The sequence below is a fragment of the Vibrio sp. T13N genome, assembly GCF_032970445.1.
GTDB classification, from domain to species: domain Bacteria; phylum Pseudomonadota; class Gammaproteobacteria; order Enterobacterales; family Vibrionaceae; genus Vibrio; species Vibrio diabolicus.
On record NZ_JAWJYE010000005.1, the window covers coordinates 62,814 to 85,212 of the forward strand.

General features: G+C 45.0%; 24 protein-coding genes. 17 read left to right on the plus strand and 7 right to left on the minus strand.

The window, feature by feature from the left end:
* The first annotated feature begins 40 nt into the window (after window positions 1-40).
* Window positions 41-424, plus strand: a complete 384-nt coding sequence (locus tag R2S67_RS09765) for a DUF3461 family protein (protein ID WP_005380322.1) — start codon at window positions 41-43, stop codon at window positions 422-424.
* Between the two features lie 91 nt (window positions 425-515).
* Here R2S67_RS09765 and truC read toward each other — a convergent pair whose 3' ends face one another.
* Both truC and R2S67_RS09775 read right to left on the minus strand, forming a co-directional pair.
* Window positions 516-1,286 (minus strand): tRNA pseudouridine(65) synthase TruC, encoded by a 771-nt coding sequence (truC, locus tag R2S67_RS09770; protein WP_237284067.1) that lies wholly within the window; start codon window positions 1,284-1,286, stop codon window positions 516-518.
* A gap of 4 nt (window positions 1,287-1,290) precedes the next feature.
* Window positions 1,291-1,605, minus strand: a complete 315-nt coding sequence (locus R2S67_RS09775) for a YqcC family protein (protein WP_005391784.1) — start codon at window positions 1,603-1,605, stop codon at window positions 1,291-1,293.
* A 76-nt stretch (window positions 1,606-1,681) separates the two neighbouring features.
* Between R2S67_RS09775 and R2S67_RS09780 the strand changes: the two genes are divergently transcribed.
* Window positions 1,682-2,719 carry a DUF3549 family protein gene (locus tag R2S67_RS09780; RefSeq protein ID WP_109169607.1) on the plus strand — a complete coding sequence of 346 codons (1,038 nt, stop codon included), beginning with the start codon at window positions 1,682-1,684 and terminating at the stop codon, window positions 2,717-2,719.
* Between the two features lie 13 nt (window positions 2,720-2,732).
* Window positions 2,733-3,032 carry a DUF3301 domain-containing protein gene (locus R2S67_RS09785; RefSeq protein ID WP_012841498.1) on the plus strand — a complete coding sequence of 100 codons (300 nt, stop codon included), beginning with the start codon at window positions 2,733-2,735 and terminating at the stop codon, window positions 3,030-3,032.
* On the opposite strand, the gene R2S67_RS09790 is transcribed toward R2S67_RS09785, so the two are convergent.
* Window positions 2,992-3,477: a GNAT family N-acetyltransferase gene (locus R2S67_RS09790; protein WP_080936742.1), complete on the minus strand. Its 486-nt coding sequence runs from the start codon at window positions 3,475-3,477 to the stop codon at window positions 2,992-2,994. The two genes, R2S67_RS09785 and R2S67_RS09790, sit on opposite strands and share 41 nt — an antisense overlap.
* Window positions 3,478-4,411: 934 nt before the next feature.
* Here R2S67_RS09790 and R2S67_RS09795 point away from each other — a divergent pair.
* The 8 genes from R2S67_RS09795 to R2S67_RS09830 all read left to right on the plus strand — a co-directional run bounded on the left by R2S67_RS09795 (window position 4,412) and on the right by R2S67_RS09830 (window position 11,576).
* Complete coding sequence (locus R2S67_RS09795) at window positions 4,412-4,705, plus strand: hypothetical protein (protein ID WP_012841496.1); 294 nt, start codon at window positions 4,412-4,414, stop codon at window positions 4,703-4,705.
* On the plus strand, window positions 4,702-5,151 hold the full coding sequence (locus R2S67_RS09800; RefSeq protein WP_005380310.1) for a YaiI/YqxD family protein: 450 nt from the start codon (window positions 4,702-4,704) through the stop codon (window positions 5,149-5,151). Before R2S67_RS09795 ends, R2S67_RS09800 begins: the two co-directional genes overlap by 4 nt.
* A 194-nt stretch (window positions 5,152-5,345) precedes the next feature.
* Complete coding sequence (locus R2S67_RS09805; RefSeq protein WP_317343531.1) at window positions 5,346-6,335, plus strand: ketoacyl-ACP synthase III; 990 nt, start codon at window positions 5,346-5,348, stop codon at window positions 6,333-6,335.
* Window positions 6,332-7,318, plus strand: a complete 987-nt coding sequence (locus tag R2S67_RS09810; RefSeq protein WP_317343532.1) for an NAD(P)-dependent oxidoreductase — start codon at window positions 6,332-6,334, stop codon at window positions 7,316-7,318. Before R2S67_RS09805 ends, R2S67_RS09810 begins: the two co-directional genes overlap by 4 nt.
* Window positions 7,287-8,150, plus strand: a complete 864-nt coding sequence (locus R2S67_RS09815) for an MBL fold metallo-hydrolase (protein ID WP_012841494.1) — start codon at window positions 7,287-7,289, stop codon at window positions 8,148-8,150. The genes R2S67_RS09810 and R2S67_RS09815 overlap by 32 nt, the downstream gene beginning before the upstream one ends.
* Window positions 8,138-9,406: a F390 synthetase-related protein gene (locus tag R2S67_RS09820; protein WP_317343535.1), complete on the plus strand. Its 1,269-nt coding sequence runs from the start codon at window positions 8,138-8,140 to the stop codon at window positions 9,404-9,406. Before R2S67_RS09815 ends, R2S67_RS09820 begins: the two co-directional genes overlap by 13 nt.
* The gene (locus R2S67_RS09825) at window positions 9,394-10,506 is read left to right on the plus strand and encodes an ATP-grasp domain-containing protein (protein ID WP_317343536.1); all 1,113 of its coding nucleotides are present in this window, start codon (window positions 9,394-9,396) and stop codon (window positions 10,504-10,506) included. The genes R2S67_RS09820 and R2S67_RS09825 overlap by 13 nt, the downstream gene beginning before the upstream one ends.
* On the plus strand, window positions 10,503-11,576 hold the full coding sequence (locus tag R2S67_RS09830) for a hypothetical protein (protein ID WP_182019941.1): 1,074 nt from the start codon (window positions 10,503-10,505) through the stop codon (window positions 11,574-11,576). The genes R2S67_RS09825 and R2S67_RS09830 overlap by 4 nt, the downstream gene beginning before the upstream one ends.
* A 107-nt stretch (window positions 11,577-11,683) precedes the next feature.
* On the opposite strand, the gene R2S67_RS09835 is transcribed toward R2S67_RS09830, so the two are convergent.
* From R2S67_RS09835 to R2S67_RS09845, 3 genes are all read right to left on the minus strand, one after another.
* Window positions 11,684-13,270, minus strand: coding sequence for an AbgT family transporter (locus tag R2S67_RS09835; RefSeq protein WP_006742541.1), 1,587 nt, complete (start codon window positions 13,268-13,270; stop codon window positions 11,684-11,686).
* Window positions 13,271-13,500: 230 nt separating this feature from the next.
* Complete coding sequence (gene ykgO, locus R2S67_RS09840; RefSeq protein WP_074191703.1) at window positions 13,501-13,626, minus strand: type B 50S ribosomal protein L36; 126 nt, start codon at window positions 13,624-13,626, stop codon at window positions 13,501-13,503.
* Between the two features lie 3 nt (window positions 13,627-13,629).
* The gene (locus R2S67_RS09845; RefSeq protein ID WP_012841491.1) at window positions 13,630-13,890 is read right to left on the minus strand and encodes a type B 50S ribosomal protein L31; all 261 of its coding nucleotides are present in this window, start codon (window positions 13,888-13,890) and stop codon (window positions 13,630-13,632) included.
* A gap of 123 nt (window positions 13,891-14,013) precedes the next feature.
* Here R2S67_RS09845 and tsaA point away from each other — a divergent pair, with 123 nt between their 5' ends.
* The 5 genes from tsaA to R2S67_RS09870 all read left to right on the plus strand — a co-directional run bounded on the left by tsaA (window position 14,014) and on the right by R2S67_RS09870 (window position 17,889).
* Window positions 14,014-14,709, plus strand: coding sequence for a tRNA (N6-threonylcarbamoyladenosine(37)-N6)-methyltransferase TrmO (tsaA, locus tag R2S67_RS09850; RefSeq protein WP_109169598.1), 696 nt, complete (start codon window positions 14,014-14,016; stop codon window positions 14,707-14,709).
* Window positions 14,710-14,820: 111 nt separating this feature from the next.
* Window positions 14,821-16,536, plus strand: coding sequence for a proline--tRNA ligase (locus R2S67_RS09855; RefSeq protein WP_104974883.1), 1,716 nt, complete (start codon window positions 14,821-14,823; stop codon window positions 16,534-16,536).
* A 175-nt stretch (window positions 16,537-16,711) separates the two neighbouring features.
* Window positions 16,712-17,380, plus strand: coding sequence for a tellurite resistance TerB family protein (locus R2S67_RS09860; protein ID WP_104974882.1), 669 nt, complete (start codon window positions 16,712-16,714; stop codon window positions 17,378-17,380).
* Between the two features lie 111 nt (window positions 17,381-17,491).
* Window positions 17,492-17,698: a YaeP family protein gene (locus R2S67_RS09865; protein ID WP_005391765.1), complete on the plus strand. Its 207-nt coding sequence runs from the start codon at window positions 17,492-17,494 to the stop codon at window positions 17,696-17,698.
* Entirely contained in the window at window positions 17,698-17,889 is a 192-nt protein-coding gene (locus tag R2S67_RS09870; protein ID WP_012841490.1) for a DUF4250 domain-containing protein, read from the plus strand. Before R2S67_RS09865 ends, R2S67_RS09870 begins: the two co-directional genes overlap by 1 nt.
* A 105-nt stretch (window positions 17,890-17,994) precedes the next feature.
* Here the strand turns inward: R2S67_RS09870 and R2S67_RS09875 are convergent, their stop codons facing one another.
* The gene (locus R2S67_RS09875; RefSeq protein WP_012841489.1) at window positions 17,995-19,359 is read right to left on the minus strand and encodes a sodium-dependent transporter; all 1,365 of its coding nucleotides are present in this window, start codon (window positions 19,357-19,359) and stop codon (window positions 17,995-17,997) included.
* 376 nt (window positions 19,360-19,735) lie between these two features.
* On the opposite strand from R2S67_RS09875, the gene R2S67_RS09880 reads away from it, so the two are divergent.
* Complete coding sequence (locus R2S67_RS09880; RefSeq protein ID WP_317343570.1) at window positions 19,736-22,282, plus strand: Ig-like domain-containing protein; 2,547 nt, start codon at window positions 19,736-19,738, stop codon at window positions 22,280-22,282.
* Window positions 22,283-22,399: the final 117 nt, after the last annotated feature.

Consider the following 22,399-nt stretch of genomic DNA (forward strand, 5'->3'; position numbering starts at 1 on the left):
CAGTTATATCAATATCAATTCGATGTAATAGAGGTAGCCTATGTATCCCCACCTCACTGGTTTGGGTATTCACGACCCTAAGCAGATTGAACGTTATTCCCTACGCCAAGAAGCACACAAAGACGTGCTCAAGATCTATTTCCACAAGCAAAAAGGCGAGCTGTTCGCCAAAAGCGTTAAATTCAAATACCCGCGCCAAATCAAAAATGTTCTTGTGGACAGTGGCAGTCACAAATATAAAGAAGTAACGGAAATCAACCGTAACCTCACATTGGTCATTGATGAACTGAATAAAATCACTAAGCCAACGAAACAACCTGAGGTTGATGTCAAAGAGAAAATTCTTTCAGACCTTCGTCATTTAGAAAAAGTCGTTTCGAGCAAGATCGCAGAGATCGAAGCGGATCTCGAAAAACTAAAGTAAAACGTTAAGTCTTAAATATTAAAAAAGGGTTAGCATYRATGCTAACCCTTTTTATTTGTACTCAATCATTATCTAGATCTAACTAATCCCATTATCGGTTGATCATTGATTCATCCCACTCAAAACGAGTAAACAATTGCAGCCAAGTCTCATCAATATTGGCAGTCATGACAACCTCTTGATCGGTAAATGGGTGGACAAACCGTAACTCTGAAGCGTGCAGTAGCAAGCGATGAGAATCAAACTCTGTGCGATAAAGCTTGTTGTGCTTGCCGTCTCCGTGCGTTGTATCACCCACAATAGGATGGCGTAGATGCGCCATATGACGACGAAGTTGGTGCTTACGCCCCGTTTTAGGTTTCATCTCAACTAAGCAATAACGCGTTGTAGGAAATTTACCCGTCGAATAGGGAACTTCCACTTTAGCCAACGGTTTATATTCCGTCACCGCTTCTTGCGCTTCTTTTTCTTGTGAAGCGAACTTATCCGCAATCTTGTCTAACTCGACTTTGAGCGCGTAATCCAAGACGCCCTCTTCCTCAATCCAACCGCGTACTATTGCGTGGTATGTCTTTTCCATTTTATGTTCAGCAAACATCGGCATGACTTGTGACGCGACTTCACTCGACAAAGCAAACACGAGCACACCAGATGTTGGACGATCCAGACGATGCAATGGGAACACATGCTGACCAATTTGGTCGCGCAAAGTTTGCATGACAAACTGAGTTTCGTGTTTATCTAACCAACTGCGGTGCACCAGCATGCCGGCAGGCTTGTTAACCGCTACAAAATATTCATCCTGATAAACGATCTCCAGTTCCACTGGTTCTGAAGATCGCGCTATTTCTTGTTCTAGCATTCGTTTACTTACACAGTTCGTCAATGGTTCGGATTGTAACAAGCAGCTCTGCGAACTGCGGTTCCTGCTTCCACGCTTCTGAAAAATAGGGCTCGAGAGAAAACCCTCTTGGCAATGGTTGGTTGTTTTCCACTAGCACGTGCATTCTGTCTATAAAGATCCACTGCAACCACTCATGAGGATGCAACGTATCAATCGCAAATGGCTCCACGCTTTGTAAGGCTTGCTCTGAAGGCCTAGTGTGTTGCCACAACTTATGTTCTTTAAGCTGCGTTTCAAGTTGGTGAAGTAAGTCGACCAATTGAGTATTTGTTACCATTAATTCTATCTCGAACCTTGAATTAGCCGAGAATGATACCATTTCTTGTGAAAAGAACGTTAGGACGTCGTATTTAATGGAAAACATTCAAACCCTCACTCAACTGTTGAACAACAGCCGCTGTGATTATCAAATCTTCGATCTTGGTCGTCGTATCAAAACCATCGCTAAGAAAGAGTTTGCCGATGTAGAAAAAGGTCAAGCACCGTATCCATTTCCAATGCAGCGTAAAGCACACCTTGCCATCGCTTATTGGAATGAACAAAAGCAACCTTGGATTTGGTTTCTAAAGTTTGAATTGGACGAGCGCGGTTTGTTAAAGCAAGCGGATATCGGCAATTTCATTAAATACGTAGTGGAAGCCATGGGAACACGCCTCAATGATGATATCACTGAAGAGCAACAGCAAAAGCTGTCTAATAACCCATATACGTTCAAACCTTCCGAAGACAAAATGGCCGTGTTCCATAGCCAGGTCCGCGCGAATCTCGATCTTCCTACCAGCCAATATTATGAGCACACTCAGCATTACTTTTCAGGTGGCTTAGGCTGGGATAATTGGCAAACCGTAGGTCTGCAAGGAATCACCGACATGGCCGCTCGTTTGGACAAAGAGCAAAACGGGGTAATGATACGCAAAGCATTGAACCACCTACCGAATGAACCACTTTATGCTCTGTTGGGTGCGCTTGAGCATGTAGAGTTACAAGAGCGTTTAGCTGAGCGTATCGCCGACAAAGCACAACAAGAAATCGCAAGTAGCGAACCGGATCTCTTCCTACTTTCAGCGCTTATCCGAGCTTTGGCTGGCGCACCAACAGCCATTGCCTCGCCAGTGTTAGAAGCGATTTTACAAAGCCCTCGTTTAAGCCATCAGGAAGTACTGATTGGCGTGGCTGGCCGAGCTTGGCACTTACTAGCCAATGAAAAGGTAGCAGAACAGTTTTTGCTGCGTTTAGCTCAAACCGGTAATCAAGCCCTATTTAATCAGTTATTTGCCGATTTAGTGATGCTACCAGAGTTAAGAATGGTGCTATTGCCCTTGCTACATTCAAATCCATCTGAAGAACTAGCAAACGCGCTAGTAAGCTTACAACAAGCAACAAAGGGATAATAAAGGTTCAGGGATGATTGGTGATCTTTTAGCAATTTTAGGGCTATGCTTTTTCTGTTATCTGTTTTGGCAACAACGTCGTCAAGCCGAACTCGCAAAAGTGGCAATCACGCGTAAATGTGAGCAATTGGATCTCCAATTAATCAGCATCGCCTTTGGTGCCCATAAACTAAAAACGCCAGACGGAGTCTGGCGTTGGCATACGGTGTATCAATTTGAGTTTTCATCTCTTGGTGACGATTGCTACCAAGGGGAGTTAACCATGGTCGGTTTCAGGCCGCAGAACTTTCACCTACCACCGCATCGCTTGTAAATTCCATTTCAAAGTAAGGGCCATATAGATCCTTACTTTCTTTTGTTTCAACAAATCCCAGTTTTTTCAGCACCGCCATAGAAGCTTGATGGTTGCTATTCACATTAGCTTTCACCTTATGTAGCCCCAGCTCACGGCACGCCTTTGGGAAAAACGCTTTTAGAGCTTCTGTCGCTAACCCTTTACCCCAATAAGATTTATCAAAAATAAACCCTAACTCAGGCTCGGAATCGAGATGGGAAATGAACACGTGCCCCATATAGTCACGACTGGTGCTTTCTAGCACCGCCATACTATAAATATTTTCATCATCCAGTATTTTCTCAAACATCTGTTTGGCAGACGCGACAGTATACGGACCGTTCATTTCAGCACGGTTTTTCGCACAGCAATTCAGCATGACGAACTCTAGTTGCAACGACTCATTGTAGGGTAGAAGAAGCATTCTTCTGGTTACTATGGCCACATCTGTTCCTTGATTACAACAAACTTTATTTATCCGCAGATCACAAACTCGATGAGCTTGAATATGCTCAATAGCTGCGGGGCATAACACCTTGTAGAGAAGCCGAAAGTTAAACCAACTGATTGGAAAGGATATTGATCTGGATTGTTTTTTATTAAGTGTTATTAGGAATTTATAAATTTTGTGATATTGATATACCCACGTCACCTCGAGGTGCTTAATTCAACGAGAACGACTAGGTATCTTTTTATATAAGAAAGACCCCGACACATAAGTATCGGGGTCATGGTCTTACTCGCAGCAGTCCGGCTACTAAAAGTGCTCCATGCATCATCCATAATAGTGGCTGATTCCGTCAGCTTATTCCTTACGTCGCCGTCCTAGCGGTGTCCTTATCATCCTGATAGCTAACATTCCCCGTTAGCACACATCACTTGTTCCTTGAGCGGTGTCCCTTGCATCTTCCTGACGCTGTCCATAACCTCTATCCTAGAGGGGTCCATTGTCTATCCTTAGTCATCAACATCCTATTGATGATAGTGTCCTTACAATGTCCTACGCTCCATGCTTGATTAATCATCCTGACCAACCAAATCGTCTTCCTGACGATAACCAAATCCTTGGTGCTTTCCTGTTCCATGTCTGCTTCCTGCTGACAACTCTCAATTTACGCCTTTCCTAAAAATTGACAATCTATACTAGATAAATATTTATACGCCACATTGGTTAAATAGTTGTTAAATCATTATTTATCAATAACTTGATGTTTGTAATTTCTATTTTTCCGCTCACGAAATCGTTTTCTCTCACAACCCATGTAAGAGATCTCTCACACCGCACATTCCAAATTGCTATTCGCCAAATTAGGGGACTCAACGTATGATGATAGATATATCGTTGTTAAGGATTAAAAATGTTAACTCAAGACGTTACTAAAGAATTAGAAGCGGTAATGGAACAACTGCAACAACAAGGAAAAGAACCAACCGTAGCGTTAGTGAAAGCACGCTTGAAAACGCCCGTCCCAATGCCTGCATTAATCACCGCAATAAAAAGTTGGAAAAGCGCTCAGCGTGTTCCCAAGGTTGAAGTCGCAGCGCAAGCGCATACCGATAATGATCGTCTTGCAGCGCTAGAAAGCACGGTGAAAAAACTAGTCGCTCGCATTGAAGAGCTAGAAGCCAAGCTAAGTGAGAAGTCATCATGAAGTTATGGGTAGATGCAGACGCGTGTCCGAAAGTCATCCGCGAAACCATTGTGCGTGCCGCCGAACGCACGGGGATTGAATGTACGTTTGTCGCCAACCACGTTGTCCCGGTGCCCAAAAGAGACAACATCCACTCGCTGCAAGTTCCAGCTGGATTTGACATCGCTGACAACGAAATCGTCAAGCGTGTGGAGGCCAACGATTTGGTGATCACATCAGACATTCCGCTTGCAGATGAGGTCATCTCTAAAGGCGCTCAAGCCCTCAGTTCACGTGGCGAGCTTTATACAAAAGATACTATCAAAGCTCGTCTAAATATCCGCGACTTCATGGAAACCATGCGCTCAAGCGGAATTCAGACAGGTGGACCCGCTGCGCTTTCCCAAACCGATCGCCGCGAATTTGCGAACCATTTAGATCGTATTTTGGCTAAATTTAAGAAGTAATACTCACTCTATTCATATTGAGCCAGCAAATCAAAGCCTGGCTCATTACTGAAAATTCATTTTCAGTATTGCACCCAAAGCGTGCTCTTACTCCCATTTGTTTTGTTCTGTTTATTTTTCATCTCGCTCGCCATAGCTTCAATATGCAACGTGGTTTATTTTGAACGACGTTTTTAATAAATGTATAGAGAATAATGGGCTTTAACATCGTTTCCAGTGGAAGCTACCTGCCAACGAATCAATGGTCAGATCGAGAGATGGATCGCTTCCTAAAATTGGCGCCTGGGACCTGCCGAAATAAATTCGACGTTGAATATCGTCATGTAGCCAATACAAAAGAGACCGCTATTTACATGGCGGTGCAGGCGATAGAGCAGTGTTTAGGAAACATATATACCTTGGGCTCCATTGATCTCCTTATCTACGCCAGCGGCACTCACCACCAGTCTCTGCCCTACGACGCCTCAGCGGTTCTCGCCGCGTTAGACGCTCCAACATGGCTAGAAAGTTTTGATTTGAACAGCACCTGTTTATCATTTCTTTCTGCGCTTGATCTTGCTCAGAGTCTATTCTTCGCAAAACGATACCGTCGGATTCTCATTGTTACCAGTGAGCTCGCCACTGGCATCACACTGAATCGAAATTTTACGCTCAAACCAGAAGTTGCAACCCTATTCGCAGACGGTGCCGCCGCATTTTTGCTCGAAGAACAAAACGGTGATGGATTGCTCACCAGTCACTTTGAAACGCATCATACCGGGTATTCATTTTGTCAAATTAAGGGCGGAGGTAGTCACGTCAACCCTCACACCTCAGAGCATCAAGCCTATTTAAAAAGCTGCCAGTTTGAGATGGAGGGCAAAGCACTGTTTAAACATGTGCGTAAAACCTTACCGGCGTTTCTAAAAAAAGGCTTTGACTCCTCTCCGGTAACACTCAGCGATATTGATTATTTTCTTCCGCATCAAGCCAGTGCGCACGGATTAAAAAAACTGCCATCACTCACCGGGTTACCAACCGAGAAAACAGTTAATCACTTTTCGACTTTGGGAAACCAAGTCGCCGCCTCACTCCCAATTAACTTACACTGGCTGCGTAATCAGCCAGAAACAGCAGGAAAACATGTGTTATTAGCTGGCACCGCCGCAGGGTTGTCACTAGGGATGGGAGTGCTAAAACTATGAAGATATTAGTCACTGGTGGCAGTGGGATGTTGGGTAGCGCAATTCTAAGAATGTTTCACCAGCAACATGAGCTGCATTTTACAGCGCGAAATTCAGTCATCGCTAAACAACTCGCTGAGCAATTCGATGTTATCCCACATTTAGTCGATTTGAGAGACCACTCTGCTGTTCATGCGGTATGCCACGGCATGGATGCAGTCATCCATTGTGCCGCTCTCTCAAGCCCATGGGGCAAGTGGGAAGCGTTTTATCAAGCCAATGTAGATGCCACCAAAAACCTCGTCAGTGCGGCTAATTCGCATCAAATCTCGCGCTTTATCCATATTTCCTCCACCAGCGTCTATTTTGACCATCAAGACCGTTGGAATATTAGAGAAACCGACGCCATTGCTTCACACTGGTGTAATGATTACGCACACACCAAATACCTATCTGAACTTGAAGCCATAAAAGGCCAAAGCAAAGCGATCATTTTAAGACCGCGTGGCATTTTTGGCCCCAACGATCGCGCGATTATCCCAAGAGTGCTTAAGGCGATAAAAAACAACACTCTGCTTCTGCCATCGGGTAGAAACCCAGTGGTTGATCTAACTTATGTCGACAACGTTGCCCATGCGGCGATGCTCGCTTGCACTCAGGCAGACCAGCTTCAGCATGGTGATGTCTTCAATATTTCCAACAACGAACCAATGCCAATTGAGACTGTTCTACAAGCTTTATGTGTGGGGTTGAACCTAAAAGTAACGTTACAATCATTACCATACGGTGTGATATCACCATTATTAAAGCTCAGTGAGCAAATACGAAGGCGCTTACCACATCAGCCAGAGCCAAGGCTCACTTCATACAGCGCAGGATTGTTTAACTATCATCAAACTCTGGATATCAGCAAGGCGATAAAAAACCTGAATTACCAACCGCTTTTTTCAATTCAAGAAGGAATACAGCAGTATGCAAACTGGTCTAAAAATAAAAATCTTTGAGGCTGGACACTGCGTACACCCAGGCTTTGTTGTCAAACCAGGCTCTGGTATCAAGCCTAGAGCATTTCCGGCAGCCGTTGCGTTAATTCAGCACCCAACACAAGGCAACATCCTGTTTGATACGGGATATCACGAGCACTTTTTTAGCGCGACTCGTCCCTTCCCTGAACGTTTTTATGCTTGGACAACACCTTGCCGCTATCAACAAGAACATGGGATTGTTGCGCAGTTAGCAAAAGAAAATCTCAAACCTCATGATATTGAGCATTTAGTGCTCTCCCACTTCCACGCTGATCACATTGCCGCCGTGTCTGAGTTTTCTCACTCTCAATTGCATTGCCAACAAAAAGGGGTAGATGCGATTACTAAAAGTGGTCGAATTGGAGGCGTAAGAAAAGGCTACCTAAAAGCTCTGCTCCCTCCACAACTAGAATCTAACTTCATCATTCATGGTGATTTTTCTGTGCCAATCAGCCAAATTCTTCCTCAGTGCCAAGGGGTTAACTTGCTCTGTAAAGACATGTTCGACGATGGACTTATTTATATGGTTAGCTTGCCAGGCCATGCAGCTGGCCAAGTGGGCTTGCTGGTTAAAAGAGACCAAAGTTGGCTGTTCTTACTCGCCGATGCATGCTGGTTAATCGAGAGCTTGAGTGAAAATATCGATCAGCATTGGCTGGCGAATATGCTTTGCGATGACACAAAAGCCTATAAAAACACCCTCTCCGAGTTGAGAAGTTGCTACCAACGAACCCACCACGTTGTTCGCTTCGTACCTTCACACTGTCAGGAAACTATCCAGCAGCTAATCAAAGAAGGATGGATGAAGTGAGAACGCTTATCTCAGAATTCTGGCGAACCCGCTACCGCCCTTTCGGCTCAAGGGAACAAGTCGAAGCGTGGCAGCAACAACACTTAACGCAACACTTGGATTGGGTATGCCGTCATTCACCGTATTACCGCTCTTTTCAAGGTGCACCACTCAGTGATTTCCCTATCATGAATAAGCAAACCATGATGGAGAACCTTTCAGAGTTAAATACGAAGGGCTTAGATGCTGAACAGTTAATGCAGCAGGCACTCAAAGCAGAGCAGTCACGCAACTTTGCCGCTTCGAAAGTTGGTGATGTTACGGTTGGGCTTTCTTCGGGCACATCAGGCATGCGCGGGCTGTTTCTTGCTGACAAGCAGGAAACACAACTGTGGGCCGGCAATATATTGGCTCGCCTTTTGCCCAACCTATGGCAAAAGCACCGAATTGCACTAGCCTTGCGAGCCAACAGCCCACTGTATAAATCCGTCGCGAAAGGGCCTGTCACATTCTTTTATGCCGATTTAACCAAACCTTACCAAGAATGGATAAAAGAGCTGGATGAGTTCCAACCCACGCTTTTGGTTGGTAGTGCGCAAGCTCTTCAGCTCTGCGCCCAGTTCAGCGGTCAATTTGGTCAACCCGCAATTCAACCACAGCGGATCATTTCTGGGGCAGAGGTTCTAACCGAGAGTGACCGTCACTATATTTCTCAACGGTTCGACAGCGAACTCCATGAAGTCTATCAATGTACTGAAGGTTTTCTTGCATGTACTGATCAGCATGGACAAATGCGCTGGAATCAAGATGTTGTTTACATCGAAAAACATTGGCTGAATACCGAACGTACTCATTACAGCCCAATCATTACCGATTTTCGTCGTAAAACTCAGCCAATTATTCGTTATCAGCTCGACGATATTATTGAGAATAAACAGGATAATGGCGTATTTGAACCTCTTGGCGCAATTGCCGGACGATGTGGTGATCGCCTCACGCTAAACTCAAACCACGTCCCAGTGACGGTGTTACCAGATCTCATCTACCGCGCTATAACACTATCTGCCCAAGGTCGCGTGGATTACCGAATCACCCAAACAGGGTCACAAACCATTCAAATTGAAGCGGATGTTCACCACCATAGGGTTATACATCAAGCCTTGATAAAGTTGTTTGACCAATTACGGCTTGATCCTGTCAGATTTAGTTACCGCCCTGCGCCTATTTGGACGCCAATGAATAAACAACGACGTGTGGTGAACATATGCGGGTCTTAATCACCGGAGCCCGAGCACCAGTTGCACTAGAGTGGGCAACCATGTGTATGCATCATGGCCATGAAGTAATTCTCACCGATTCGCTAAAAAAGCCTCTGGGATCATTTTTGCGAGGCATCGAGTCTTATATACCCACCGCTTCACCTCGATTTGCGTTTCCCACCTATCAACAGCAGATCCTAAAAATCATTACTCAGATGCGTATTGATATGGTGATACCCACTTGTGAAGAAGTGTATTACTTGGCTCATGTTGCCAAACAATGTCCAGAAGTAGATTTTTTTCTTCCCGATGTGGCGCTGCTCAATGCCCTACACAACAAGTTGACCGTCTTTGAACAACTTAAAGGCTTGCCAGAAATTACACTTCCAAAAACTCGTTTGGTCGCTGATAAAAGTGAGATTGAAATTAATAAGAGAACCGTTCTAAAGCCAGTTTACTCTCGGTTTGGCGGGCAAGTAATAAGAGATGTGACAACTCAGTCTATTTCTGCCGCCACGATATCACCCCTTTTCCCTTGGGTTCAGCAACAAAAAATCCATGGGACTCCGGTGTGTAACTATGCGATTTTTGAACATGGTGACCTTAAAGCACACCAAGCTTATGTGCCGAAATACTGTGTAAACGGCTCGGCCGCCAGTGCTTTTCAGCCGCTCTCATGCGGACGACTAGATACATTTATCGCCGCTTTTGGTAAACGTCATACTTATCATGGGCAAGTGTCGTTTGACTTCATCAAATCACAAAATGAACTCTACGTGATTGAATGTAACCCAAGAGCCACCAGTGGTTTGCACCTACTCTCGTCTCGATGCAATCAACTGCTTCCTAATATGGAGTTTACCAGTCCTTCCAAACAGCGATTGCATCATTTAGGGCCAATAACACTCATCGCTGAAGGTGGGTTATCCCTGTTCAAGGCCCGAACTTGGCAAGATTGGTGGTCTGGAGTGAATGTTATGCAACAGCATAACTTACCGGTCGGGAGCCAAATCCGGAGTGTGTTTGAATTACTCCGGTTAGCTAGGCAGAACAAGGCAAAATGGAGCGCCGCTTCTACCGTTGATATTGAGTGGAATGGAGAAGCGTTGCGATCATGACACTTTCCTCTCAAGAATGGCATCAAACCTTTATCACTCTTATGCAGTCGAATCCTATTGATGAATGCACAGCAAGCTTTGGTTGCTACTATATCGATGATGTTGCCATTCCCTACTCCGTAACACCAAAAATACCAAACAACTGTTATGCCGTGTCCCCTATGACACTGCTTAGTGGCTACGCCGAAGAAGAGCTTCACAAAGTCCAAAATGTGGCTGTACGATGGATATGTAAGCTACTTATTAATATGACTAAACCAATCTTATCATTGGCTGGATTGAATCAAGTCCAAACGCTCAACAATCAGTGCTTGTCCACCAATATGTATAGCGAACAATGGGAATCCTTAAACCTTGATGAACTGCGTCGCGTGGCACTCGATCAATACCCCACCTTTCCCTTGGTGCTTCGCTCCCTCAACCAACTTCAGTACTCACACTTAATTCAGCGATTAGAACAGCAACAATGGCAAAGCTTGGTAACACGACAAGTGTATTTACTTGAGGATTGGCAAGCATTCAGCTTCAACCGAGATTTAACAAAAGACTTCAAGCTGTTTAATGATAAAGATTGGCAGTTTAAGCCTCTGGCTACTGATGAAGAGTTTCAGTGCGCCAAAGTGTTATATGACATGCTTTACCTTGATAAATACAGCCGGAATAACATCCAGTTTTCAACCCAATATTTAAAACAGGCTAGCCAGAATAACTTAGTGCATTTAGTGGGACTGTTTTATCAAGGAGAGATGCTGGCTACGTTAGGCATAGTAGAAATTGATAACGACATGACTTGCCCAATTTTTGGCTACGATACCAATAAGCCGAAGAGTTTTGCGCTGTATAGAAGAATATCTGCTTATACCATCCGCCATGCAATGATATGCCAGCGTCGCTTTAATATGAGCTCAGGGGCTCCAGCTTTTAAACGCAACCGAAAAGCCCAGCCAGAAATTGAATTTAGCTATGTTTATATTGCGCACTTACCTTGGTACAAACGCGTAATTTGGAAAAGCTTGTGCTGGCTCACTCAGCACTTTTATCGCCCTTTGTTGATGCGTTTTCAGCTATAAAACGACATCGATAACCAAGCAAACCTGCTTGCACACAATCTGGATCGATAAAAAAGCCTGCGACGTTCGCAGGCTTTTGTAATGGAGCTGTGTGAGGTAACCGTTTTTTACGGTGTGTAGTATGTTGCTGCGCCAGGGCCTACTGGTAAACCAAATACGAATACCCATAGGTAGAACAGCACACTCCAACCTACAATGAAGCAGATTGAGTAAGGTAGCATGGTCGCGATCAGCGTACCGATACCTAAGTTCTTCATGTAACGAGTTGCTACGGCAAGAATCAAACCAAAGTAGCTCATCATTGGAGTAATAATGTTTGTCGTCGAGTCACCAATTCGGTAAGCAGCCTGAATCGTTTCCGGTGCATAACCAACAAGCATCAACATAGGAACAAAAATCGGTGCCGTCACTGCCCACTGTGCCGATGCCGAACCAATCATTAGGTTGATAAAGCCACACATGAGGATGAAGGCAAAGAACAACATTGGGCCAGTTAAGCCAATTTCTTGCAAGAAGCTAGCGCCAGCAACTGCGAATACCTGACCGAAGTTAGTCCATTTAAAGAAAGCAACGAACTGAGCAGCAAAGAAAACTAATACAATGTACATGCCCATAGAAGACATCGATTTCGCCATTGCATCAATTACATCGCGATCCGTCTTCATCGTGCCAACAACTTTACCAAACACAAAGCCTGGGATAGCAAAGAACACAAAGATGAATGCCACGATACTTTTCAGGAATGGAGAACCTGCAATTGTACCTGCATCAGAACGTAAGATGCCGTCAGCTGGAACAACCGTCCAAGCAAGCAACGCGGAAACAACCAGTACAGCAACACCTGCTAGTTTTAGACCTTTCTTCTCAATGTCTGTTAAGCCGCCCATTTTGTCGTTCGACAAATCTTCTGAGGCTTCTTCTTCACTGTATTTGCCAAGCTTTGGCTCAACAATTTTTTCAGTAACAAACGCACCAGTGATTGCAATGAAGAACGTCGAAACAAACATGAAGTACCAGTTAACTTCTGGACCAACAGTGTAAGTTGGGTCAATCATTTGCGCTGCTGTTTCAGTAATACCTGACAGTAGCGGGTCAACCGTACCGATAAGTAGGTTTGCTGAATAACCACCAGATACACCAGCGAATGCCGCAGCAAGGCCTGCAAGTGGGTGACGACCTAGAGAATGGAACAGCATTGCTGCCAGTGGAATAAGTACCACATACCCCAGCTCTGATGCCGTATTTGAAATGATACCAGCGAAAACAACAGTCACTGTTACCATGCGTTGAGATGCGCCCATGACCAAGCCACGCATAGCTGCAGATAGCAAACCAGAGTACTCGGCAATAGCAACACCCAACATCGCAACCAAAACCGTGCCTAAAGGCGCAAAGCCAACAAAGTTTTTCACTAAATTGGTAACGATAAGTTCGAGTCCATCAGCGTTAAGTAAGCTGACGACATGAATCATGCCATCTGCGGCACGACCTTTTGCGCCCTCAGGACGAGGGTCTACAACGGAAACTTCGAAGTATCCTGCAATGCCCGACATCACCAGAATGGCTAAACAGAAAATGGCAAATAGTGTGATCGGGTGAGGTAATAAGTTCCCCAAATATTCGACAGTATCCAAAAAGCGCGTAAACAGCGGCTTCTTAGGCGAGTTTTGTTTAATTGAATCAGATGAACTCATCTGTTCCCTCCTTGTTTTTATTCCTGTGCAAATGTGACAAAAATGTCAAAAAAGCGAGCGAAGGGTACTTGAGTAGAAGGTTAAAGAAAAGCCCTAAATGTTACAAACTGTGACCATTAGAGAGTTTTATAACCAATAATAAACAAAAGTGTAGATATTTCATCCATGTAAAACAGCTAAGTCAAAATTATCAATTAAACAAAACCATAAGCCAGAAATATGTAGAACGATTACTTCTGCACTGCTTTAAACCTCGGATTCGCCTTACAAATGACATATAGACGCCCTCTTCGTTTTACGACCTGGCAATCCGGATGACGACTTTTTGCACTTTTTAATGATTTTACTACCTTCATGATTTATTCCTTTTCGCTCTTAAATTGACCAAAACGACGGTTGAAGTTCGCAATACGACCTTCTGTTTGAACCACTCGCTGTTTACCGGTGTAGTACGGATGGGATGCTGACGACACATCTAACGTAAAGTAAGGGTAGGTTTTGCCATCTTTCCATTCGATGGTTCTCTCTGTTTTCAACGTAGAACCAACAACGAAGTATTCATCTACGCTGGTGTCGTGGAACACCACTGGACGATATTCAGGGTGGATTCCTGGTTTCATAATACTTTTCCTCTCAATCGAAATGTTATGTTATAACATTTTAATTAATAATCATTATCAACAAGAAAAGCAAGAGAAATTTGTGATACTTTTCATCTCAATGAATTCTTAAAGATGTCCACCATGTATTCCATTGAACCCATCGGCGTCATTGAGACACCGTACAAAGAAAAGTTTGCAGTACCGCGCCAGCCTCGCTTAGTACCAACAGCGAAAGCACGCGTAAAACTGTTAGGCGCAGCGAATAGCCCTGAAGCAGTGCGTGGGCTAGAACAGTTCTCTCACGTTTGGCTGTTATTTTTGTTTGATCAAAATCTGGAAGCAGGTTGGAAGCCAACCGTCCGTCCACCACGACTGGGCGGCAATGAACGAATAGGTGTCTTTGCCTCACGCTCGACTTTCCGCCCAAACGGAATCGGAATGTCAGCCGTTGAAGTGAAAGGAGTCACTAAGCAAGGCGATCAAATCTATCTTGATCTAGGCAGTGTTGATCTCGTGGATGGCACACCGATTGTGGACATTAAGCCCTATATCCCCTATTCGGACTCTATTCCAGAAGCACAAGGCGGATACGCAGACCAAGAACCAGAAAAGTCACAAGTCAACTTTTCTGCTCAAGCATTAGCAACGATAGAAAATCGATCCGATACTGACTATGTAAGATCAGTCATTGAACAAGTTCTGGCCCAAGATCCTCGTCCTGCATACAAGAAAAACAAGCCGGACGACAAAGAATATGCGGTAAATTTGTTCGACTTGAACGTAAAGTTCACAGCAACAAGCAACTTAATAACGGTTACCGCTATTGAAAGCTTTTGACAAACGCAATTGGCTGATATTATAGGCGGCTAATAAATTTCCCTTTCGGGAACTCCTATACTCCAGCTTATTCAAGCTTGAGTATCTAACTTAAATAAACGGATAAATTTAATGCGTACCAGTAATTATCTTCTTTCTACTCTGAAGGAGACTCCAAACGACGCAGAAGTAGTGAGCCACCAGCTCATGCTACGTGCAGGTATGATCCGTAAGCTGGCTTCAGGTCTATACACCTGGCTACCTACTGGTCTACGTGTACTGCGTAAAGTCGAAAACATCGTTCGTCAAGAAATCGACAATGCAGGTGCAGTCGAAACTTTGATGCCCGTTGTTCAGCCGTTTGAACTATGGGAAGAGACAGGCCGCAGCGAAAAGATGGGTCCTGAGCTACTTCGCTTTACTGACCGTCATGTTCGTCCGTTTGTACTTAGCCCAACCGCTGAAGAAGTGATCACTAGCCTTGTTCGCAATGAAGTGAGCTCTTACAAACAGCTTCCGCTAAACCTGTACCAAATCCAAACCAAATTCCGTGACGAACGTCGTCCACGCTTCGGTGTAATGCGTTCACGTGAATTCTCAATGATGGATGCGTACAGCTTTGACATTGATAAAGACGGCCTACAAAAGTCATACGACGCAATGCACGATGCTTACTGCAAAGCATTCGATCGCATGGGTCTGGATTACCGTCCTGTACTAGCAGATAGCGGTGCTATCGGTGGTAGCGGCTCTCAAGAGTTCCACGTACTGGCTGAAAGTGGCGAAGACATCATCGCATTCTCTACCGAGTCAGATTACGCGGCAAACATCGAAAAAGCAGAAGCACTAGCTCCAGCCTCTGAAGCAGCTGCACCAACGCAAGAAATGACGTTGGTAGATACGCCAAACGCAAAAACAATCGCTGAATTGGTTGAACAGTTCGAGCTGCCAATTGAAAAAACAGTGAAAACTTTGTTTGTGAAAGCGTCTGACGAAGTTGATGCACCAATCATCGCGCTTATCATTCGTGGCGATCATGAACTGAACGAAGTGAAAGCAGAGAACCTTCCTCAGGTTGCAGCTCCACTGGAAATGGCATCTGAAGAAGAAATTCGTGAGCTTATCGGTGCTGGTCCTGGTTCTCTAGGCCCTGTTGGTCTTAAACTGCCGTTCATCGTTGACCGCAGCGTAGCGGTAATGAGTGATTTCGGTGCGGGTGCGAACATCGATGGCAAACACTACTTCGGCATTAACTGGGGTCGTGACGCAGAGCTTGGTCAAGTTGAAGACCTACGCAACGTGGTTGAAGGCGATCCAAGCCCATGTGGTAAAGGCACTATCCAGCTTAAGCGTGGTATCGAAGTTGGCCATATCTTCCAACTTGGCAACGCTTACTCCGCAGCGATGAACTGTGGTGTACTTGGTCCTGATGGTAAGAACGTCATCCTAGAAATGGGCTGTTACGGCATCGGTATCACTCGCGTCGTAGCGGCTGCTATTGAGCAAAACCATGACAAATACGGCATCATCTGGCCAGATGCAATCGCACCATTCCAGGTTGCGATCGTTCCAATGAACATGCACAAGTCAGAAGAAGTGAAAGAAGCCGCTGAGAAATTGTACGCTGAGCTAACGGCAATGGGCATCGAAGTGCTATTTGACGACCGTAAAGAACGCCCAGGCGTAATGTTCTCTGACATGGAGCTTATTGGTGTACCGCATACCATTATTATCGGTGACCGCTCAATGAAAGAAGGCAACTTCGAATACAAGAACCGTGCTACTGGTGAGAAAACAGCAGTCGCAATGACTGACATTGTTGAGCACGTAAAAGCTCAACTAAAGTAAGCACTAGACGAGTTCGCATTTGAAGTAGTTTCAAATAGTTAAAAAGGGTTGGCTTCGGTCAACCCTTTTTATTACTGGGCAACCTTACTACTCCCCTTTAGATCTATTCACTTTGTTAATCTTTGGTTCAGCTTCTTGCTATTAAACTGATTTCATCATCTAAAGGAGGTCAGTTATGGATTTAAAAAGTCTTCTAAACCAAGCACTCAAATCAGACTTACTCAAGCAAGGGGCTGATGCGTTAGGTAAACAAACTAACAACATCAAATCCTCATCAAACTCAAGTAGCCTAAAAATGCTAGGAGCAGGTGCCGTTGGCGGAGGCCTTATCGGTATGCTGATGGGCTCGAAGAAAAGTAAAAAAATGACCAAGAAAATAGGCTCGGGCGCATTAAAAGTCGGTGGCGCTGCTGCGCTTGGAGCATTAGCCTACAAAGTTTATAACGACTGGCAAGCCAAACAGTCCGGTCAAGGTGTTCATGAGACCTTTGACCCCGATGACAGCAAACACAGTGTACTAATTTTAAAAGCAATGATTGGAGCCGCAAAAGCCGATGGCCATGTCGATGAAGAGGAAATGGCCCGCATCGAGCAAGCCCTCGCGGATATGGGCGCAGATGAGCACGTACGTCAACTCGTTCAGCAAGAACTAAACAAACCGCTCGATCCTGCTGAAATTGCTAATCAGGCGACCTCTCCTCAACAAGCGTCAGAAATTTATCTCGCGTCTTTGATTGTTGCTGATGAGCAAAATTTCATGGAAAAAGCGTATTTGCAAGAACTGGCAAAACAGCTTCAGCTTTCACCAGAAGTTACTCAGCAGTTAGAAGTACAAATGCAGTGATTAAATCTCGCTCAAGCAACTCCTCAACTTGAGCCAAAACAACTCTGCACTTTGAGTTTCAAATCTGCTGTGTGTATATTGAGATAAGTTATCATTTAGTGGAAAGAAAACATGCAAGTATACGGCTGTTGTGAACTGGTTCGTGAGCTTTATGCTCAAATTGGTAGTGGCGATCAAGCTTACATTCCTCAGGCAATTTCATGTGCTGTTAAAGCGCTGAACGATGTTGCGGCGGATGAGTCTCTGCCTAAAGAAGTGCGTGAAAAAGCGGCATTTGCTGCGGCAAACCTACTGATTTCAGATTTTGAGGATAAGTAATGAATCTAGCGAACTTTGAATCCATGGATCCTGTCATGCTCATGAGCATTGTAAATATGAAGCTACGCGACGACTTCGGTGGTGACTTAGATAAACTGGTAGCTTTCTTCGATATTGATCGCACAGCACTAGAAGCAAAACTGGCTTCTGCTGGTTTTGACTTTCTTCCAGAAGCAGGACAATTCCGTTAACCCGCAGCAATCACCGCGAGTAACTGAAACGGGGAATAATCAACATGAAAAAGGGCTTGATGAGTGATCATCAAGCCCTTTTCTTTTGTCCAATAGACGTTTCGGTTAGCCGAAAGAAGCCCAGATGACCGTAGCCACAAGAATTGGACATACAAACTTCACATACGCAGGCCATAACTTACCAAACCAACCTTGCGTAAACTCCGGGCAACCTTGCTCAAGCTCTTTGATTTTTGAGTTGCGATTCCATACCCAACCACCAAATAAGCAGAATAAGAGCGCAGCGGTTGGTTGTAGATACTGAGTAGCAACCGTCGCGACCATACCAAACAGAGCGCCAAAGTTATAAACAATCACCACACTGAACAAGGCGATGAGACCACCTAAAACCCAGCTCGTTGCGCTACGCTTGGTGTTGAAACGCTCACTCACTAACGCCACTGGACACTCTAACATTGAAATGGAAGACGTTAGCGCCGCAATCGTCAGCAATAAAAAGAACACAATAGAGAACAATTGACCAAGCAAACCTAAGCTATCAAACATCAATGGCAATACGGTAAATACCAACGTATCAGAGCTTAATAGAGAGCCATCTTCAGCATAGATTTGAACGCCTTTTTGCATCGCAACAAACATCGCTGGCATCACCACTAACCCTGCAATGAAAGCAACGGCAGTATCTACCATGGTCACGTTCATCGCCATCTTTGGTAGGTTCTCTTTCTTACTCAAGTAAGAGCCATAAATCAGCATTGAACAGCCACCGATCGTAAGCGAGAAGAAGCCCTGTCCCATTGCAGCAAGAATCAACTTGCGGTCCCATACCTTTTCGAAATCCGGTACCAAGTAATGCTTTAGCCCTTCCATCGCACCGTTTTGCGTCATGATGTAAGCAAACAGCAGGGCAAACAGAACAAACAATGCTGGCATCAAACGTGTGGACCACTTCTCAATACCTTGTTTTACGCCACCTTGTACGATGAGAATCGTTAGCACATAAAAAGTAATGGTTCCGAACAAGTTACGTTCAACGCTAAAGCCCTTTAGCCATTGAGTTGCAGCTTCTAACCCCATTAGATCTGTGATTGCACCCAGTAAAAAGCAGATCAACCAACCACCGACAATAGAGTAAAACGCTAAAACAGCGCTTGGTACGCTTAAACCTATCCAGCCCACAATACCGCCGAGCTTTTTACCTACCGGATGATTGGTAAGCGAACGCATACTATCTACCGGGTTGGCTTGACCATGACGACCAATCGCCATTTCAACCACCAGCATAGGAAATGCGACGATAAGAATCATCACCAAATAAACCAACAGGAAAGCACCGCCGCCATTACTGGCAGCTTGGGTTGGAAAGCCCCAAATATTGCCAAGGCCAACTGCGGCACCTGCGGCTGCTAAGATGAATCCGAGACGAGAGCCAAAATGCTCACGAGGCTGAGAAGAGGTTTGCTGTGTCATACTACTCACACAAAATATCATTGAACTAGCTAACTAGTACACTATAGCAATATTCACTATTCAACAAGAGCACTCCGGTTAAATACTCGACAGTTGAAACAATTCACAGTCATTCAGCTTGTAAATTTTAACGTACATCTCACATTCATCATTCTAAGACCTGGCGACTTTTGTCTTTTTCACACGCTTAGAATTTATGATTCTCCCATCGTGAAGTGAGCCGAAAAATAATGAGCTTTGGTGTAAGGAACGAATAGTTCCTCGTGATACTGTGTCGAAAAGCAGAATATTGTGCTTCGCTTTTTCCCCCTTATGTCTATTTATCAGCTAGTTATTACTCTGTTCTCATTTATATCCATGACTCAAGGAGAGGAAAATGAAGGTCACTCTACTTCACGGAGCGATGGTTGCAGCACTCAGCGTCAGCTACCAAGCTCAAGCCTATAACTGCCAAAGCTTACCCGACTGGGACAGCACTGCGACTTATACATCAGGCACTTTAGTAAAAACGCAAGGAGCCGCTTACGAGGCCGCGTATTGGACGCAAGGCAATGACCCTGTTACCAATTCAGGGGCTTGGGAGGCATGGAAAGCGTTAGGGCAATGTGATGGTGGAAGCAACAACCTAGAGCCAACAGTGTCATTCTCCTCTCCAACAAACAACGCACAAATTCCCGAAGGCAGTGCGATCACCTTGCTAGCCAACGCAGCCGACGAAGATGGCCAAATCGCACAAGTTGAGTTTGTTGCAGGCAACCAAACGGTTGCTGTGGTAACTCAAGCACCATTCGAAGCATCTTGGACCGCTATTGAAGGTGTCTCGCAATTGACCGCAATTGCGACCGATAATGAGGGAGCCGTTACCACCACGACGATTTCTATCCAAGTTCAACCACAAGTCGAATTACCGCCACCAAGCATTTCATTGACAAGCCCAGTAGGCACAGAAGTGCTTAATGTAGGCGATAACCTAACCGTAGCCGCTCAAGCTGATGATATTGATGGTGTGGTCACACAAGTTGAGTTCTTCGTGAACAATCAATCCGTTGCGATTGATACCAGCGTACCTTACGAATATCAATGGACCGCGAATGCTGGTACACATTCGTTTAAAGCACAAGCGACTGATGACACATACCTCGCAACCATGAGCCAAGAAGTAACGCTTGTTGTTAGTAATTCAGAAACAGGGACGGGCGGATGTTCAGATGCAGTGCCTTACGCGGCGGGAACGAGTTATCAAGTTGGCGACCTGGTTTCTCACTTCAACCAAAAATATCGTTGTGATGTTGCTGGTTGGTGTTCCTCGGATGCGACATGGGCTTACGAACCAGGTGAAGGGCTATACTGGCAAGATGCTTGGAGTGGCCTAGGTGCTTGCTCGACACCACCGCAAGTTACCATTACGGCACCAACGGATGGACAAGTCGTGCTCGCTGGCAGCAATAACGAAATCACGGCAAACGCAAGCGATGCTGATGGCACCGTCACGCAAGTTGAGTTTTTTGCGAACAACACCAGCTTAGGGGTCACCACTCAAGCACCATATTCCGTTACTTGGAACGCCACACTTATTGGCGCTAACCAACTTAAAGCCGTCGCAACCGATAATGATAACAACACGTCAGAGTCCTTGGTTGGTGTGGAAGTCAGCGATAAAGATTTGGTCGTCTCACTGACTTCACCAAGTAGCGGTCAAACCGTCGGCTTAGGCAAAAACCTCGCATTAAGTGCCGATGCAACGTCTTTAACCTCAGGCATTAAACACGTTGATTTCATGATCAACGGCTCTATTGTTGCAACCGATACCACGGCACCTTACACAGCTAACTGGACACCAACTGCACTTGGTAACTTTACAGTTAGCGCCCAAGCTGTGGATTTGTCAGGAAGCAATGCATTGTCTGACGCGGCAGCAATTACGGTGGTTGAGCAAGCAGAGAAACGTCACAAACTCATCGGTTACTGGCACAATTTTGTAAATGGGGCTGGCTGTCCAATTCGTCTAGCGGATATGGCTGATGCGTGGGATGTGATTGATATTGCCTTTGCCGAAAATGACCGCAACAGTGATGGTACCGTGCACTTTAATCTATATTCAGGCGATATTTACAGCGATTGTCCAGCACTCGATCCAACACAATTCAAGCAGGACATGGCAGCGCTTCAAGCTAAAGGTAAGAAGTTTGTTCTCTCTCTTGGCGGCGCAGAAGGCACGATTACGCTGAATACCGACCAAGATGAAGCCAACTTTGTCTCTAGCCTAACAGGTCTTATCGCTGAGTGGGGCTTTGATGGTCTTGATGTGGATTTAGAGAGTGGATCTAACTTGGTTCATGGCTCGCAAATTCAAGCTCGCCTTGGTCGTGCTTTGCTTCAAATAGAGCAAAACATGGGTGGCGACATGTACCTAACCATGGCACCTGAGCATCCTTATGTTCAAGGCGGCTATGTGGCTTACAGCGGTATTTGGGGAGCTTACATTCCTGTGATTAACGAGACACGCAGCACGCTCGACCTACTTCACGTCCAGCTATATAACAACGGTGGTTTACCAAACCCATATCTGCCAGGCAGTGCACCAGAAGGCTCTGTGGATATGATGGTAGCGCAATCTAAAATGCTTATCGAAGGCTTTGAATTGGCCGACGGCACTCAGTTTGCACCACTACGTGATGATCAAGTCGCAATCGGCTTACCTTCAGGTCCTAGCTCGGCAAATTCAGGTCAGGCTCCGACACAGAATATTATCAGCGCACTAGATTGTTTAACCAAAGGCACTTCATGTGGCACCGTTAAACCAGCGTTCAATTACCCGAATTATGCAGGGGTAATGACGTGGTCTATCAACTGGGATCAGCATGATGGTTTTAATTTCTCAAAACCTGTCGGCGATAAACTCACTCAGATGAACGCGCAGTAAGTTGTTAATGAGCAAACGAATAACATCGTCTTGCTTTCATTACTTGTTCAAGTATGTAAAAACGAAAAGAGAGCACAATTGTGCTCTCTTTCTTTATACCATTGAGTTCTACTTTTT